At 65.1% G+C, this 15,200-nt stretch carries 12 protein-coding genes and 1 other RNA gene; 7 read left to right on the forward strand and 6 right to left on the reverse strand.

From position 1 onward, the window contains the following. Positions 1 to 15: 15 nt before the first annotated feature. The 4 genes from JW897_RS05170 to JW897_RS05185 form a co-directional block, all read right to left on the reverse strand. Entirely contained in the window at positions 16 to 330 is a 315-nt protein-coding gene (locus JW897_RS05170) for a DMT family transporter (RefSeq protein WP_205465377.1), read from the reverse strand. A 1-nt stretch (position 331) separates the two neighbouring features. Then, a complete protein-coding gene (locus JW897_RS05175; RefSeq protein ID WP_197083022.1) occupies positions 332 to 631 on the reverse strand; it encodes a DMT family transporter in 300 nt (99 codons plus the stop codon). Between the two features lie 144 nt (positions 632 to 775). After that, a complete protein-coding gene (locus tag JW897_RS05180) occupies positions 776 to 1,321 on the reverse strand; it encodes a TetR family transcriptional regulator (protein WP_205465378.1) in 546 nt (181 codons plus the stop codon). Positions 1,322 to 1,416: 95 nt separating this feature from the next. Next, positions 1,417 to 2,979 carry an alkaline phosphatase D family protein gene (locus JW897_RS05185; RefSeq protein WP_205465379.1) on the reverse strand — a complete coding sequence of 521 codons (1,563 nt, stop codon included), beginning with the start codon at positions 2,977 to 2,979 and terminating at the stop codon, positions 1,417 to 1,419. A gap of 195 nt (positions 2,980 to 3,174) precedes the next feature. Between JW897_RS05185 and JW897_RS05190 the strand changes: the two genes are divergently transcribed. From JW897_RS05190 to JW897_RS05205, 4 genes are all read left to right on the forward strand, one after another. After that, positions 3,175 to 3,963: a uracil-DNA glycosylase family protein gene (locus JW897_RS05190; RefSeq protein ID WP_205465380.1), complete on the forward strand. Its 789-nt coding sequence runs from the start codon at positions 3,175 to 3,177 to the stop codon at positions 3,961 to 3,963. Positions 3,964 to 3,983: 20 nt separating this feature from the next. Beyond that, positions 3,984 to 5,297 carry an amidohydrolase family protein gene (locus JW897_RS05195; RefSeq protein WP_205465381.1) on the forward strand — a complete coding sequence of 438 codons (1,314 nt, stop codon included), beginning with the start codon at positions 3,984 to 3,986 and terminating at the stop codon, positions 5,295 to 5,297. A 219-nt stretch (positions 5,298 to 5,516) separates the two neighbouring features. Beyond that, positions 5,517 to 8,615, forward strand: coding sequence for a response regulator (locus JW897_RS05200; protein ID WP_205465382.1), 3,099 nt, complete (start codon positions 5,517 to 5,519; stop codon positions 8,613 to 8,615). Then, positions 8,612 to 9,712: a response regulator gene (locus tag JW897_RS05205; RefSeq protein WP_048413910.1), complete on the forward strand. Its 1,101-nt coding sequence runs from the start codon at positions 8,612 to 8,614 to the stop codon at positions 9,710 to 9,712. The genes JW897_RS05200 and JW897_RS05205 overlap by 4 nt, the downstream gene beginning before the upstream one ends. 183 nt (positions 9,713 to 9,895) lie before the next feature. On the opposite strand, the gene JW897_RS05210 is transcribed toward JW897_RS05205, so the two are convergent. After that, on the reverse strand, positions 9,896 to 10,339 hold the full coding sequence (locus JW897_RS05210) for a hypothetical protein (protein WP_146176120.1): 444 nt from the start codon (positions 10,337 to 10,339) through the stop codon (positions 9,896 to 9,898). 469 nt (positions 10,340 to 10,808) lie between these two features. On the opposite strand from JW897_RS05210, the gene ssrA reads away from it, so the two are divergent. The 3 genes from ssrA (at position 10,809) to JW897_RS05225 (ending at position 13,310) form a co-directional block, all read left to right on the forward strand. Next, positions 10,809 to 11,173: a transfer-messenger RNA gene (gene ssrA / locus JW897_RS05215) on the forward strand. A gap of 163 nt (positions 11,174 to 11,336) precedes the next feature. Further along, entirely contained in the window at positions 11,337 to 13,040 is a 1,704-nt protein-coding gene (locus tag JW897_RS05220; RefSeq protein WP_205465383.1) for a sensor domain-containing diguanylate cyclase, read from the forward strand. A gap of 75 nt (positions 13,041 to 13,115) precedes the next feature. Then, the gene (locus tag JW897_RS05225; RefSeq protein WP_205465384.1) at positions 13,116 to 13,310 is read left to right on the forward strand and encodes a hypothetical protein; all 195 of its coding nucleotides are present in this window, start codon (positions 13,116 to 13,118) and stop codon (positions 13,308 to 13,310) included. A gap of 79 nt (positions 13,311 to 13,389) precedes the next feature. On the opposite strand, the gene argS is transcribed toward JW897_RS05225, so the two are convergent. Continuing rightward, positions 13,390 to 15,108 carry an arginine--tRNA ligase gene (argS, locus tag JW897_RS05230; RefSeq protein WP_205465385.1) on the reverse strand — a complete coding sequence of 573 codons (1,719 nt, stop codon included), beginning with the start codon at positions 15,106 to 15,108 and terminating at the stop codon, positions 13,390 to 13,392. Positions 15,109 to 15,200: the final 92 nt, after the last annotated feature.

The raw sequence follows: 15,200 nt of genomic DNA on the forward strand, positions 1-15,200 counted from the left end.
GCGCGGCCGGCGGCGCTATCCGGCGGTCTTGAGCGCGACGATGGACGCGACCAGCAGCGACAGGTAGACAAGCTTCTTGCCGCTCTTCTTGTCGCCCCAGAACAGGATGCCGGTCACCACCGTGCCCACCACGCCGATTCCGGTGTAGGCAGCGTAGGCGATCGACATGTCTATGGTTTTCATCGCCAGGTAGAGCAGAAACAAGGAACTGCCCAGGCCCAGCCCGTACATCGCGCAGCCCCTGGCGTAGCGTTTCAGCGCGATGTCCCGGATGCCCACCACCACCAGGATTTCCAGAACCCCCGCCGTCAATAGATAAAGCCAGTCCATTTCAGTCTTTCACTTGCTTGAGTTGCACCACCGAAAACAGGATCACCGCGATCGCCAGCACCGCAAGCGGGCTGACCGGCTTGCCGAACAGCGCGACGTCCAGCAGATAAGTGCCCACGGTGCCGAAGATCACGAAAAACACATAGGCGGTCGACGCCCCCATTCTTTTGGTGACCAGCACCAGGAGGGAGAAGCTGCCGATGATGCAGGCGATGGTCGCCAACCACTCCAACACGCTGTCCGAACGCTTCAAACCCGCCGCCCACAGCACTTCCAGCCCGCTGGCGAGCAACAACAACATCCAACTAAACATCTTTAACCGCCCTTCCCCGTAAGCATAATGAAATCCCGCCCGGCGTCGCGCCTTGCCTCGGCCGCGACGCAGGTTTTCGCCGGCCGCTCTTGAAACCCGTTCACCGCCTCTCCGGCGGGAGCGAAACGCTTGTCAGCCCCCCGCCAATTGCTCGATGTCATGAAACGCGTCCCGCCACTCCCGCTCGCTCATCTCCGCCAGGCCGAAGTAGCGCAGCATGAAAGCCCCTTCCACCGCCAGATAGGCCACGCGCGCGCGGCGGCCCTCCTCGGTGGCCACGTCCAGCTTGCCCAGGCGCTCGGCATGCCAGGCCCGCACCCAGTCTTTCTGATCCTTGGACTCCAGCATCGCGCTCAAATGGCAGGCGGCGCGGGCGATCAACGCCTCTTCCGTCGCGGTGATGCGGACATGGGTTTTGACTTGCTCGACGCTGGACAGCTGCTCGGCGGCGGCGCCCGCGGTTTTCTCGAAACACGCGTCGTAGTGCTTGCCCCAACGCTCCAGCATGGCGTTGACCAGATTGTGCTTGGCGCCGAAACAGGATTGGACCCCGCCCTTGCTGATGCCCACGGCCTTGGCCACGGCGTCTATGGTGAGGGCGGCCGCCCCGTTGCGTTCAATGATCTCTTCCGCGGCGTCCAACACCTGATTGCGATCGATGGATCTGGGTTTGCCCACTGCGCCCTCCCGCTATTGAATACATACGTACGCATTCTAATAAACGAAACAAACGTCGTCAATTGCGCGGCGGGCGGCCCGCCCTCGCGGCCCATTCACGCCGGCGTCAACTCCTGGGTGAACAGGGTATGGCCGGCCGCGTCCTTCAGCCGCACCGTCATCGCGCGGCTGCGGGCGTCTATGTCCACCTGGCCGAAGAACTGCATGCCCGCCAGGGGCGACAGGTTCTGCGTCTCCGGCGCTTTCTGGTACACCACCTTGGGGCCGAAAGTCATGTCCAGCGCATTGGGACCGAAGGTGCCGGCGTTCAGCGGGCCGGACACGAACTCCCAGAACGGATCGAAGTCCGCGAAGGCGGCGCGCTCCGGATGGTAGTGATGGGCGGCGGTGTAATGCACGTCGGCGGTGAACCACACCACATTGCGGATATCGCGGCGCTTGATCTCGCGCAGCAGCCAGGCCAGCTCCAGTTCGCGCCCCAGCGGCCGGCCGTGATCGCCGTTGGCCATCGCCTCCCAGCGCGCGCTGCCGTCCGCGTTCTTGCCGTCGGCCACCTGCAGGCCCAGCGGCATGTCCGCCATGATCGCCTTCCAGACGCCCTTGGCCGCCTGCAGGCCGTCCAGCAGCCAACGCAATTGCTCCCGGCCCATGAAATCCGCGCCCGGCTCGCCGTCCTTCTGCAGATTGGCGCCGTTGGCGCCGCGATAGCTGCGCATGTCCACCACAAACACGTCCAACAGCGGCCCCTGCGGCAAGTGGCGATACACCCGCTCCTCCTCGCGACTGCCGTGCAGCCGCATCGGCGCGTATTCCAGAAAAGCGCGGGTGGCGCGCGCCTGCAGCACGCCGATGTTCTTCTCGCGGTAGCGCGGATCGGCGGACAAGTCCTTGCCGTCCGACCAGTTGTTGACCACCTCGTGATCGTCCCACTGCCAGATCTGCGGCACTTCGGCGGCGAAGCGCCGCACATTGGCGTCCATCAGGTTGTAGCGATAGCGTCCGCGGTATTCGTCCAGCGTCTCCGCCACCTTGCTCACTTCCGGCGTCAGCAGATTGCGCCAGATCTTGCCGCCCTCCACCGCGGTTTCCGCCGCCATCGGGCCGTCGGCGTAGATGGTGTCGCCGCAATGCACGAAGAAGTCCGGACGCTGCCGGCGCATGGTTTCGTAAATGCGCATGCCGCCCCAATCCGGGTTGATGCCGTAGCCCTGGCCGGCGGTGTCGCCGGACCAGACGAAGCACAGATCGCGCGCCGTTTCCGCCACGGTGCGGAAGCGGCCCGCCACCGGCTCGGACCAGGCCCGCGGATGGACGGCGTCTTCAAAACGCGCTCTCACATACAGCTGCTCGCCGGCCGGCAAGCCGCTCAGATCCACGCGCGCGGTGAAGTCGCCGGCCTCGGTCGCCCAAGGCCCGCGCACCTGGCGCGGGCTGGCGAAGCGTTCGCTGCGGTCCCACTCCACCACCAGCCGCGCGGTCCGGTCCGAACGCGCCCAGACGATGGCTCGGTCCGCGCCCACATCGCCGATCTGGATGCCGGAGCCCAGAACCGGGCGTAGCCGGTCCGAGGTGACGATGGCCGGCGCGGCCAGCGCCGGCCCGGCCAGCAGCAGTCCTCCGCCGGCAAGCGAGGTTTTCAAAAAACGGCGGCGATCCATGGCGTTCTCCAGTTTCGATCAAGACGGTCAAAACGCCGATCTTGCCGCGGCAAGATGACGCCAGGATGTCCCGCTAGCGGGTTTTACGTATTTCATTCGCGCGCCTGATCGCATATACCTCAAACACCCCGCCCCGCGGCCTTCCCAGCCGGCCTGCCGTCAACGGGCGCCGCCAACTGGTTCAAAGGAAAGCACATGCTCTGGGACCCCGGGCCGCCCCCGCCTTTCTCCTCGCTGTTCGAGCACGCTCCGCTGGCCAGCTATCAGGCCCTCCCGGCCAAATTCCGCCTGGAATGGGGGCCCATCTATTACCGCGGCCGCCTGGACGGCAGCGCCAAAGTGCTGATCGTGGGACAAGACCCGTCCGCCGACGAAAACCTGGTGCGCCGCGCCATGGTCGGCACCGCCGGCCAACGGGTGCAAGGCTTTCTGCGCAAGCTCGGCCTGGATCGCTCCTACGTCATCGTCAACGCCAGCCTGTACAGCATCTACGGCCAGTTCGACGGCGAGATGGCCGGCTTCATGGACCAGGCCGCGGTGCGCGCCTGGCGCAATCAGTTTCTGGACCAGCTCAAGCAGCCCGACCTGCAAGCGGTGATCGGCTTTGGCAAGGCGGCGGCCAAGGTGTTGGACGACTGGCCCGGCGCGGCCTCCTTCAAGGCCGCGCAGCGGCTGTTTCAGCCGCAGCACCCCACCGCGCGCTCTCCGGGCGCGCTGCTCAAGTCCTGGAACCAGACGCTGGCCGCGCTGGCGCCGCTGCTGAGCCCGGACCCCGGCGCCGCGCCGGACCCCTCGCCTTACGCGCTTACCGGTTTCCGCGATCAGGACCTGGCGCGGATTCCCGCCGCGGACCTGCCCTTCGGCATGCCGGCCTGGCTGGGCCAGGGCGATATGGCCACGCGGGTGATCAAGGGTCAGGCCAAACTGAAAACCCCGACCGCCAACGCCTCCATCCTGTGGACGGCGCAAGCGGACCAGGGTTGAAACCGGCGGGAGAACGCGAGATGAAACGCTTGGGATGGCTGCTGTGCGCCGCGCTGCTGCCGGCCTACGCCGGGGTGACGGTGACGCCGGGCGACGGCGAGAACCTGGTGATCCGCGGCCGCCTGGTGCTGGCGGAACAAGAGAGCGACGGCCGGCTGGTGTTGGCCGGCGACCGCATCGTCTGCGCCGGCGCGGACTGCGTCGAACCCGCCGGCGCCACGGTGCTGACGGTGAGCGAGGGCTACGTCTTTCCCGGCTTCATCGACGCCCACAATCACGTGGCCTACAACGCCCTGCCCAAATGGGCGCCGCCCAAGCTTTACCAGAACCGCGGCCAATGGCAGCGCGCCGCCGCCTACAAGGCGTTCAAGCGGCCCTACGATCAATTGAAGAAAAGCGGCCTGAGCTGCGAAATGGTGAAATACGGCGAGGCCAAGGCCCTGATCAGCGGCGTCACCACCATCCAGGGCTCGCCCGCCGGCCGCTGCCTGCAAGGGCTGATCCGCAATGCGGAAAACCCTCAATCCGGTCTGCCGGTCTCCTCCGCCCACGTCCGCACCTTCATCCTTGACGTCGGCGGCGCGCCCAAGATCGACTGGAACGCGACCGACGCCTTCCTGATCCACGTCGCCGAAGGCGTGGACGCAGACGCGCTGGCGGAATTCGCCACGCTCAAGGCCAAGGGCCTGCTCGCCCCCGGCACCGCCGTCATCCACGGCACCGCCTTCGGCGACGAGGAATTCCGCCTGATGGGCGCGACGGGCAGCAAGCTGATCTGGTCCCCGCAAAGCAATCTGGCCTTGTACGGCCGCACCACCCGCGTCGACCTCGCCCTGCGCCACGGCGTGCCGGTGTCGCTGGGCGTGGATTGGAACCCCACCGGCAGCGACAATCTGTTCGACGAGCTGCGCGTGGCGGAACGCGTCAACCAGCAACAATTCCAGGGCGCGATCCGGGAGCGGGACTGGGTGGCCATGATCACCAGCCACCCGGCGCAGGCGCTGGCCCTGGACGACTACATCGGCGAACTGCGCGCCGGCTTGAAGGCCGACGTCGTCATCCTGTCCAGCCGCGCCGCCACCCCCGGCCAATCGCTGCTGGACGCCCGGCTGCGCGACGTGGCCGCGGTGCTGGTGGACGGTCGGCTGCTTTACGGCGACAACGAGACGATGACGGCGGCCGGCCGCGCCGACTGCGACGCGCTGACCGTGGACGGCGCGCCCAAGCGGCTCTGCGCGCAAACCCCCAATACGCCCAAGGGCGAACAGCGGCTGGACGACATTCGCGCCGCGCTGCGCAAGGTGTACGCCGGCGTGGCGCCGCTGGCGCCGTGAGCCCCGCCGCGCCCTCCCTCGCGCGGCGGCGCCGATCCGACGACGCGCGTCGGTCCCGTCAAGCCAGGCTCCGCCGCGCCCTTCGGCGCGTCCGGCGCCCGGAAACATGCGGATAAACCGTGGACATTCCATCCCTGCTTGCGGACTCATATGCTATAAAACAGCAAAATATGATTCCTTCATAAACACGAAATCCGTTGATCGATGGAGCTTCGACGCATGCAGCAGACGCCCGCCTCCGGCAACGACGCCTTCGAGTTTCTGTCCACCTTGCCGCCCAGCCGCGCGCAGCGCCGGATGGCGCTGGCCGCCATCGTGGCGTCCGTGCTGGTGTTCGTCTGCGCGCTGCCCTTCGCCAAACAGCCCCTGCCCAAGATTCCCGCCTTCATCCCCGCGTATCAGGCGGCGATGGCGGTGTGCGACCTGGTCACCGCGGCGCTGCTGTTCGGCCAATACGCGATCTTGCGCGCCCGCGCCCTGCTGGCCCTGGCGACCGCCTATCTGTTCACCGCGCTGATGGCGATGGCGCACGCGCTGACCTTTCCAGGCGTGTTCGCGCCCGGCGGCCTGCTGGGAGCAGGACCCCAGACCACGGCCTGGATGTATATGTTCTGGCACGGCGGCTTTCCGCTGATGGTGCTGGCCTACGTGCTGCTCGCTCAACGCGACGACGGCCCGAAGCGCTTTGCCAGCCCGCTGCCGGCGGTGCTGGGCTGCGTTTTCGGCTCGCTGGCGCTGATGGCGGCGCTGACGGCGCTGGCCACGCTCGGCCACCCCTGGTTCCCCCCCATCATGCAAGGCAGCCGCTACACCCCCATCATGTTCGGCGTGGTGTCCGCGGTCTGGAGCTTCAGCGCGCTGGCGCTGCTGCTCTTGCTGCGGCGCTGGACGCGCACCTTGCTGGACGTGTGGCTGGCGGTGGTGATGACGGCCTGGTTGTGCGACATCGCCTTGTCCGCCATGCTCAACGCCAGCCGCTTCGACCTGGGCTTTTACGCCGGACGCGGCTACGGCCTGCTGTCCGCCAGCTTCGTGCTCATCATCCTGCTGCTGGAAAACGGCCTGCTCTACGCGCGCCTGGCGGACACCGCCGGGCAACTGCGCGTGGCCAAGCTGCAGGCGGAGGACGCCACCCAGGCTAAGTCGATGTTCCTGGCCAATATGAGCCATGAAATCCGCACGCCGATGAACGCCATCATCGGCATGTCCTATCTGGCGCTGAAAACCAAGCTGTCCGGGCAGCAGCGCGACTACGTCAGCAAAATCCACAACGCCGGCACCTCCCTGCTGGGCATCATCAACGACATCCTGGACTTTTCCAAAGTGGAGGCCGGCAAGCTGGAAATGGAGGCCGAACCGTTCTGGCTGGACGATGTGCTGGAGGCGGTGTCCTCGCTGGTGGCGCAAAAGGCGACCGACAAATCGCTGGAGCTGCTGTTCGAAGTGGGCTCGGACGTGCCCAAGGGCCTGGTGGGCGACGCCCTGCGGCTCAGCCAGGTGCTGATCAATTTGAGCAACAACGCGATCAAGTTCACGGAAAAGGGCCAGGTGGCCATCATCATCAGCCGGCTGGAGCAAGTGGGCGACAAGGTCCAGCTGCGCTTTTGCGTGCACGACACCGGCATCGGCATGAGCGAGGAACAGGCGGCGCGGCTGTTCCAGCCGTTCAGCCAGGCGGACGGCTCCACCACGCGCCGCTTTGGCGGCACCGGCCTGGGCCTGACCATCGCCAAGCGGCTGGTGGAGCTGATGGGCGGCTCCATCCGGGTGGAGTCCGCCCCGGGCTGGGGCAGCCTATTCATGTTCAACGCCTGGCTGGGCGTGTCCTCCGCGGTGGACACCCGCCGCCAGGGCCTGCCCGGCGAAATCAAGGGCCTGCGCGTACTGGTAGTGGACGACAACGCGTCGGCCAGGGACATCCTGTCCGACCAGCTGCGCTCGCTGGGCTTTTTCGCCCACGCCTGCGCCTCCGGACCGGAGGCGGTGGCGGCGATCGCCCAGGCCAATCTGGACCGACCGTTCGACGCGGTGTTCGTGGACTGGATGATGCCGGGCATGAACGGAGTGGAAACCATCTCCCAGATCCGCAGCATCAGCCGCAGCGTCAAGGTCGTGCTGGCCACCGCCTTTGGCCGCGACGACGTGCGCGCCCAGGGCGAGCTCAGCGGCTGCGACGCGGTCTTGATCAAGCCCGTCAGCCTGTCCTCGCTGTACGATGTGGTGCTGGCGATGTTCGGACCGCAGCGGGATCACGGCATGGTGGCGCTGACGGAAGAGCTGCCGCGGCTGGACGGCGTGCGCCTGCTGCTGGTGGAGGACAATCTGGTGAATCAGCAGATCGCCGTGGAACTGCTGGGCGACGCGGGCGCGCTGGTGACCCTGGCCAATCACGGCGGCGAGGCGCTGGCGCGCCTGGCCGCGATGGGACCGCAGGGCTTCGACGCGGTGCTGATGGACGTGCAGATGCCGGTGCTGGACGGCATCTCGGCCACCCGGCAAATCAAGGCGGACCCCCAGTTCGCCTCCTTGCCGGTGTTGGCGATGACGGCGGACGCGCTGTCTGAAGAGCGGGAAGACTGCATGAACGCCGGCATGGACGATTACATCGCCAAGCCGATTGACCCGCACGCGATGTTCCTGACCCTGCTGCGCTGGGTCAAACCGATACCGCCGGGCGCGGAAATCCGCCACGCCGCCTCGTCCGCGCTGGCGCTGCCGGACATCCCCGGCCTGGATCAACAAGCCGGCTTGAAACGCGTGGCCGGCAAGCGCGAACTGTATCTGCACCTGCTGCGCCAATTCGTCGCCGAAGAGGCGGACGCCGCCGCGCGGCTGTCCGCGGCGCTGGAAATCGGCGACTACGTCCAGGCCGAGCGCACCGTGCACACGCTCAAGGGCGTCAGCGGCAATGTGGGCTGCGTGCAGCTGCACGAGGCCGCCGCCGCGCTGGAGCGGGATTTGCGCGCGCGCGGCGACGTCCGTCTGGCGCCGCTGGAACAGGCGCTGGAACAGGTGATGACGGCGCTGCGCGCCGGCCTGGAAGCGGAAGACCGCTTATCCGGCGTAGGCGCGCCGAACGCCGACGCGCCGGCCGGCCCGGCGCTGCTGCAGCGGCTGGCCGCCCTGCTGGCCGCCAGCGACGGCGACGCCCTGGAACTTTTCCTGCAACAGACCTCGGCCCTGCGCGCCCTGTTCGGCCCCGGCGAATTCGCCGACTTTGAAAAAGCGCTGAACCAGTTCGACTTCGTCAACGCGCTGACGCTGCTGCGCCACGCCGCAGCCGCCCAACGCATTCCCTTGTCGGAGGACATAAGATGACGGACTCCGCCTCTGCCGCGCCGCGCCAGACCGTTCTGATCGTGGACGACACCCCGGAAAACCTCACCTTGCTTTATGGCTTGCTGAAGGATCACTACCGGACTCAGATCGCCAACAGCGGCGAGCGCGCGCTGGAGCTGCTGGAAGGGGAAGCGCTGCCCGACCTGCTGCTGCTGGACGTGATGATGCCCGGCATCGGCGGCTTTGAAACCTGCCGCCAGGTCAAGGCCAACCCGCGCACCGCGAGGATTCCGGTGATCTTTCTGACCGCGATGGGCGAGAACGAAAACGAACAGGCCGGCTTCGACGCCGGCGCGGTGGATTACATCATCAAGCCGATCTCGCCGCCCATCGTGCTGGCCCGGGTCAAAACCCATCTGCGGCTCAAGGCCGCCTCCGACTTCCTGGAAGACAAGGCCGCCTTCCTGCAAAGCGAGGTGGAGCGCCGCATCCACGAGGTGCAAGTGGTGCAGGACGTCACCATCCTGGCGCTGGCCTCGCTGGCGGAGACCCGCGACCACGAAACCGGCAACCATCTGCGCCGGACGCAGAACTACGTGCTCGCCCTGTGCACGCAATTGCGCCAGCACCCGCGCTTCAAGGCCGCGCTGGACGAGGAAACCATTCAAGAGCTGTTCAAGTCCGCGCCCTTGCACGACATCGGCAAGGTGGGCATTCCGGACCACATCCTGCTGAAGCCGGACAAGCTGACGCCGGAAGAGTTCGAAGTGATGAAAACCCACACCACGCTGGGACGCGACACCATCGCCGCGGCGGAGAGGTTGCTGGACTCCCCCAGCAGCTTTCTGCGTCACGCCAAGGAAATCGCCTACGGCCATCAGGAAAAATGGGACGGCAGCGGCTACCCCCAGGGCCTGGCCGGCGACGCAATCCCGGTGTCCGCCCGGCTGATGGCGGTGGCGGACGTTTACGACGCCCTGATCTCCCGCCGCGTCTACAAACCGCCCTTCCCCCATGAACAGGCGGTCGCCATCATTCGCGAAGGCTGCGGCAACCATTTCGATCCGGACATCGTCGCCGCCTTCCTGACCATCACGGAGACCTTCCGCGCCATTGCCGCGCGCTATACCGACTAGGCCTCCGACGGCAAAGCGGCGCGCCGGCCTCGTCGACGACAAGCGCCGCTCAAACAAAATGCGCCGCCATTCGCCAAGCGATAAAAAAACAGCCCGCGCCGGATAAACGACGGGGCTGTTTTTACATTGCGAATCAAAGCGCCATGGCCGCCATCAGCGCTTTTTCATTTACGGGAACGTCGCTTAGGAAAGCAGAGATTTAACGGTGCTGCTGGTTTTATGCTCCACCAGCAAGGGCTCCATACTGTCTCTTTTTGTCACGTCCAGATCATGCTTGGAAATGATTTCCTTCAATTGACAAGCCAATTCCGACATGCTGTACGAACCCGCTTCAATATCGATCAGCAAGCCGTCCACCCGGCTGCGGCTCAAGCGGTTGCTTTTCCACTTGCGCTCGAAGCCTCCGGCGGCGGCCAAGCTGGACAAGGCCGCGGCGATTGAAGTCAGCACCGTGGAATAACCCTTCAGGTCATGTCCTTGCACCTGCAGCAGGCCGCCCACCACCACGCTGCAGAGGATAGATCCGAAAATGGCCGTATGATGGGCGAAGCTCCAAAGCCGCTGACCTTTGCTAAACCAGTTTCGCCACCTCATGGCTTCCTGCCTGAGCGCCTCTTTATCCATCATATTTCCTCCTCGCTGAGAAGTACGCATTTGCGGCCAGTCATGAAGTCAACATAGTCAATCCAACTGAAGTTGCAAATGTTGACGCGTAAAAAGCCCATTAATTTGAAATTGGCCCGGCCGCATTCAGCGCCTGAAGGAGAAAAGCTTAAAAACTGAAATTTTCCGAACGACTTCCCGCATCCATGAAAATCGGATAATCGAAACCCGGAGCGTTCCGCTCAATTGCGCATTGATAAAACTATCAATCTAGACCACGGTCCTGATTTCCGACAGCCTGATTTCCCACACTCGCCGGACGCCGGCTTGCGCGGCGAAAACACTGAATCCGTTTCAAGCGCAACCCTATGACAACTGTCATCTCTTGCCGGCCTCGCCGCCCGGCCCCGCCCCGCTGCGGTTGAATTCGTACAAAAACGGCCGCGGAACTAGCCTTGGGCGCGCATTGTCTATATAATCTGGATTCTTATCTGGGGGCGACCTGGTTTCGACGAGGGTTGCGAAGCAGATGAGGGCATACCGGGATTTCAGTCACCCCGTAAAACACTGAGTTTATTTAGTCGCAAACGACGAAACTTACGCTCTGGCAGCCTAAGGGCTAGCTAGACACTACAACGGTTCGCAGATGGGCCGGGGGCGTCAAAACCCTGTAGTGTCACTTTACATCTGCTAGTGCTATGTCGGGTTACTTGGCATAGTGCGAAACAATAGGTAACTCGCCAAAGTCCAGCCTGTCCGTCGGCGTGGCAGCGGTTAAATCCAAATGACACGACTAAGTATGTAGAACTCACTGTAGAGGACTTTCGGACGCGGGTTCGATTCCCGCCGCCTCCACCACAACACTGTTTCATGACGCGTCATGAAGACTACAAAACCCCGATGGCTCAAGGCTTTCGGGGTTTTTTGTCGCCTCGCGCCCAACGCGCCCCGCTCTCTTCGGCGTGCGTCCCGACTCGCGCCGCATCTATAATCCAGTCATCGCCACCCCCGCAAAGCGACCATGCCCCGCGTGTTCCCAAGCTTGCCGGACAGCTTCCGGCTACGGCTGACCGCGCTGTTCGGCGGACTGTTTCTCGCCTCGGCGCTGCTGGCCGCGCTCTTCCTGGACCAAGTGCTGAGCAGCCGCATCGTGCAGAACCAGGGCGAAACCATGCACGCGCTGGCGGACAACATCGCCAAAGCCATCGCCACCAATCTGCAGGAACGCCATCGCGAAGTCGTGCTGCTGGCGCAGACCCCCGCCTACGTCCGCGCGCCGCTGGACGGCGACGATCTGCGCAACAGCCTGGAGCGCACCAAGCGAGCCTACCGCTACTACGCCTGGATAGGCATCGCCGATCCGGACGGCAACATCGTCTCCGCCACCAGCGGCATGCTGCAAGGCCAGAGCGCGGCCAAGCGGCCCTGGTTCATTCACGGCCGCAGCGCCCCCTTTGTCGGCGACGTCCACCAGGCTGTGCTGCTGGCAAAGCTCATCCCCTCCACCGCCCGCAACGGAGAGCCGCTGCGCTTCGTCGACTTCGCCTCCCCGATTTACGATCCCGCCGGCAAGCTGCGCGGGGTGCTGGCCACGCACGCGCTCTGGGCCTGGGTGGAGGAAACGATACGGGAGCGTCTGCCGGCCAAGACTTCGCAGCAGGTCTTCATCATCGACAAGCGCAACAATATGCTGTCGCCCTTCGAGGCGATAGGCAAGGAAGGCGCGCCCGCGCCGCTGCCTTCCGGGCGGGACTTCCACCTGGGGGCCTGGCCCGACGGCAAGGACTATCTGTATAGCGAGGCCCGGGTCCGCGAGGCCGGATTGGACTGGCGCGTGGTCGTCCGCCAGCCGCGGCAACAGGCGCTGGCGGCCCTGAGCCAGTTGCGGGCCAGCCTGATCCTGCTGGGCCTGGCCGCCACCTTGCTGCTGATGGTCGCCGTTTACCGGCTGGCCGCGCTGTTCAGCCAGCCCCTGGAGCAATTGGCCGGCATTGCCCAACGCATCGGCCAGGGAGACGAGCACGCCGACTGGACGCTGGCCAGCGGCGCCCAGGAGTTGCGGCAGCTGTCGCGGGCGATGCGGAACATGGCCACCGCCCTGCTGGCCCGCAAGCAGGAACTGACCGACATCAACGCCAAGCTGGAACAACTCGTGGAGGAGCGCACCGACTCCCTGCGCGAGGTCAACCACGAACTGGTGCGCACCGCCACGCGGCTGGCGCAGCAGGCGCGCAGCGACGCGCTTACCGGGCTGAACAATCGCATGGCCTGCAACGAACAGCTGCGCGACGAACATCTGCGCTACGGACGCAGCGGCGCGCCGTACTCGGTGTTGTTGCTGGACGTTGACCACTTCAAGCGCGTCAACGACAGCTTTGGCCACGACGCCGGCGACCGCGTGCTGCGCCACATCGCCCAGCTTTTGCAGGCCACCGCCCGCCTCACGGATTTCACCGCCCGCTACGGCGGCGAAGAATTCCTGCTGCTGCTGCCCGACACCGACGACAGCGGCGCCGCGGTGCTGGCCGAAAAAATCCGCGCCGCCGTCGAGCACGCGCAAGCGCCGGATGTCGGCACGGTCACGATCAGCATCGGCCTGGCCATGGCCCGTCCCGCCGACGCGCAAGCGGAAGCGGTGGTGAAGCGCGCCGACCAGGCCCTGTACCGCGCCAAGGCCAACGGCCGAAACCAAGTGGCGCTGGACAAGGCGGACGGATCGCATTAAAAGTGCTTTATCGGCGGCCGTCCAATGACGTGGACATCGACAGCGATCCGCCGCCCCAACGCCAAGGAAGCGAATATGAAAAAGCAAGCGCCATCGGCCAAATACCACATCGACACGGGACGCCCGGCCTCCGCCCTGCCAGCGGGCCTGTCCAAGGCGCTGGACATGCTCCACGCCGCGGCGAGCGACCCGACGCGCGCCAACACGGACAAGCCGGCGGCGGACGCCGACGCGGATGCCGACGCAGGCAAGCCGTCGTCGGCGCGCTGAACGCCGCCGATTTCCGCACAGCATGAAAAATGCCGCCGGCGCAAAGCGCGGGCGGCATGCTTAAGCCGATCAGGCCGGCTTACATCGAATCAAGCACCTTGATGCCCAACAGATCCAGACCGGTTTTCAGCGTCTTGGCGGTCAGCGCCGACAGTTGCAGACGGCTGGCGCGGACCTCGCCCTCGCTCTTCAGGATGGGGCAGGCCTCGTAGAAGCGCGAGAACAGCGTGGCGATATTGTACAGGTACTGGGACAGATAGTGCGGATAGCAGCCGTCCACCACCGCCTGCAAGGTGTCCTCGAACTGGGACAAGGCTGCGGCCAGGTGCTTCTCCGCCGGCTCGGTGATGACGATGGCGGCGTTGGCGTCGTAGCCGTCCGCCTTGCGGAACACGCTCTGCACGCGGGTGTAGGCGTATTGCAGATAGGGCGCGGTATTGCCCTCGAAGGCCAGCATGGTGTCCCAGTTGAAGATGTAATCGCTCATCCGGTTCTTGGACAGGTCGGCGTACTTGACCGCGCCGATGCCGACTGCGGCGGCGATCTCGCGGCGCTCGGCTTCCGGCAGGTCCGGGTTCTTCTCCGACACCAGCGCGAAGGCGCGCTCTTCCGCTTCCTGCAGCAGTTCGATCAGCTTGACGGTGCCGCCGGAGCGGGTCTTGAACGGCTTGCCGTCGTCGCCCATCATCACGCCGAAACCAACGTGCTCCAGCTTCATGCTCTCAGGCGCGAAGCCGGCCTTGCGACAGATGGAGAACATCTGGGCGAAGTGCTGGCTCTGACGCGCGTCCACCACGTAGATCACGCGGTCCAGGTTCAGGGTTTTGTGACGGTAGCGCACCGCGCCAAGGTCGGTGGTGGTGTACAGATAGCCGCCGTCCTTTTTCTGGATGATCACGCCCATAGGCTTGTCTTCCTGGGTGCGGAACTCGTCCAGGAACACCACTTGGGCGCCGTCGTCCTCGGTCAGCAGGCTGGCCGCGCGCAACTCGTCGACGATGACCGGCAGGTCGTCGTTGTACGAGGATTCTCCGCGCACATGCTCGCGCTTGAGGCCGACGTTGAGCTTCTGGTACACCGCTTCGCAATGCTTCAGCGACACGTCGACGAACTGCTCCCACAGCTTCAGCACTTCCTGGTCGCCGCCTTGCAGCTTGACCACGTAGTCGCGGGCGCGGTTGGCGAAGTCTTCGCTTTCGTCGAAACGCACCTTGGCGTTGCGGTAGAAGGTTTCCAGGTCGGACAGCTGCAGTTCGGCGTCGCCGGCGTGGCTGGTTTCCACCAGGTAGGCGGTCAGCATGCCGAACTGGGTGCCCCAGTCGCCCACGTGGTTGGCGCGCACCACGTCGTGGCCGACGAATTCCATCACTCGGGCCAGCGAGTCGCCGATGATGCTGGAGCGCAGGTGGCCGACGTGCATTTCCTTGGCCAGGTTGGGCGAGGAGTACTCCACCATCACGCGTTGCGGCGCAACGCGACGGATGCCGAGCTTGTCGTCTTTCAGGGCGGCTTCGCTTCGTCGGGCAAGATATTCAGGGGCTAAATGAATATTGATGAAACCCGGACCGGCGATTTCCACCTTGTCGGCGATGCCGGCAAGATCCAGCGCGGCGACCACTTTCTGGGCCAGTTCGCGCGGGTTGGTCTTAAGCTGCTTGGCAGCGCCCATCACGCCGTTGGCTTGATAGTCGCCGAATTCCGGCTTGGACGCCGGCTGCACCACGGCGGGCGCGTCCGGCGCGCCGGCTGCCGCCAGGGCTGCCTGCACCCGTTGATTGATCAGTTGAAGAATAGTCATTAGAGCCCCAAGAATTGCCGCGAAAACGAAAATTAGTCTTCGCTTCTGAAAAAAACTACTGCTTGATTGTATTCCCGCTTGCCATCAGGGGC

The organism is Chromobacterium alkanivorans (assembly GCF_016937655.1).
GTDB classification, from domain to species: Bacteria; Pseudomonadota; Gammaproteobacteria; order Burkholderiales; family Chromobacteriaceae; genus Chromobacterium; species Chromobacterium alkanivorans.

Bases quoted from the DNA above. Each gene is read 5' to 3' on its own strand.
- JW897_RS05210 (WP_146176120.1), bottom strand. From the start codon at position 10,339: ATGATGGATAAAGAGGCGCTCAGGCAGGAAGCCATGAGGTGGCGAAAC.
- JW897_RS05170 (WP_205465377.1), bottom strand. From the start codon at position 330: ATGGACTGGCTTTATCTATTGACGGCGGGGGTTCTGGAAATCCTGGTG.
- JW897_RS05220 (WP_205465383.1), top strand. From the start codon at position 11,337: ATGCCCCGCGTGTTCCCAAGCTTGCCGGACAGCTTCCGGCTACGGCTG.
- JW897_RS05225 (WP_205465384.1), top strand. From the start codon at position 13,116: ATGAAAAAGCAAGCGCCATCGGCCAAATACCACATCGACACGGGACGC.
- JW897_RS05195 (WP_205465381.1), top strand. From the start codon at position 3,984: ATGAAACGCTTGGGATGGCTGCTGTGCGCCGCGCTGCTGCCGGCCTAC.
- argS (WP_205465385.1), bottom strand. From the start codon at position 15,108: ATGACTATTCTTCAACTGATCAATCAACGGGTGCAGGCAGCCCTGGCG.
- JW897_RS05190 (WP_205465380.1), top strand. From the start codon at position 3,175: ATGCTCTGGGACCCCGGGCCGCCCCCGCCTTTCTCCTCGCTGTTCGAG.
- JW897_RS05185 (WP_205465379.1), bottom strand. From the start codon at position 2,979: ATGGATCGCCGCCGTTTTTTGAAAACCTCGCTTGCCGGCGGAGGACTG.
- JW897_RS05200 (WP_205465382.1), top strand. From the start codon at position 5,517: ATGCAGCAGACGCCCGCCTCCGGCAACGACGCCTTCGAGTTTCTGTCC.
- JW897_RS05175 (WP_197083022.1), bottom strand. From the start codon at position 631: ATGTTGTTGTTGCTCGCCAGCGGGCTGGAAGTGCTGTGGGCGGCGGGT.
- JW897_RS05205 (WP_048413910.1), top strand. From the start codon at position 8,612: ATGACGGACTCCGCCTCTGCCGCGCCGCGCCAGACCGTTCTGATCGTG.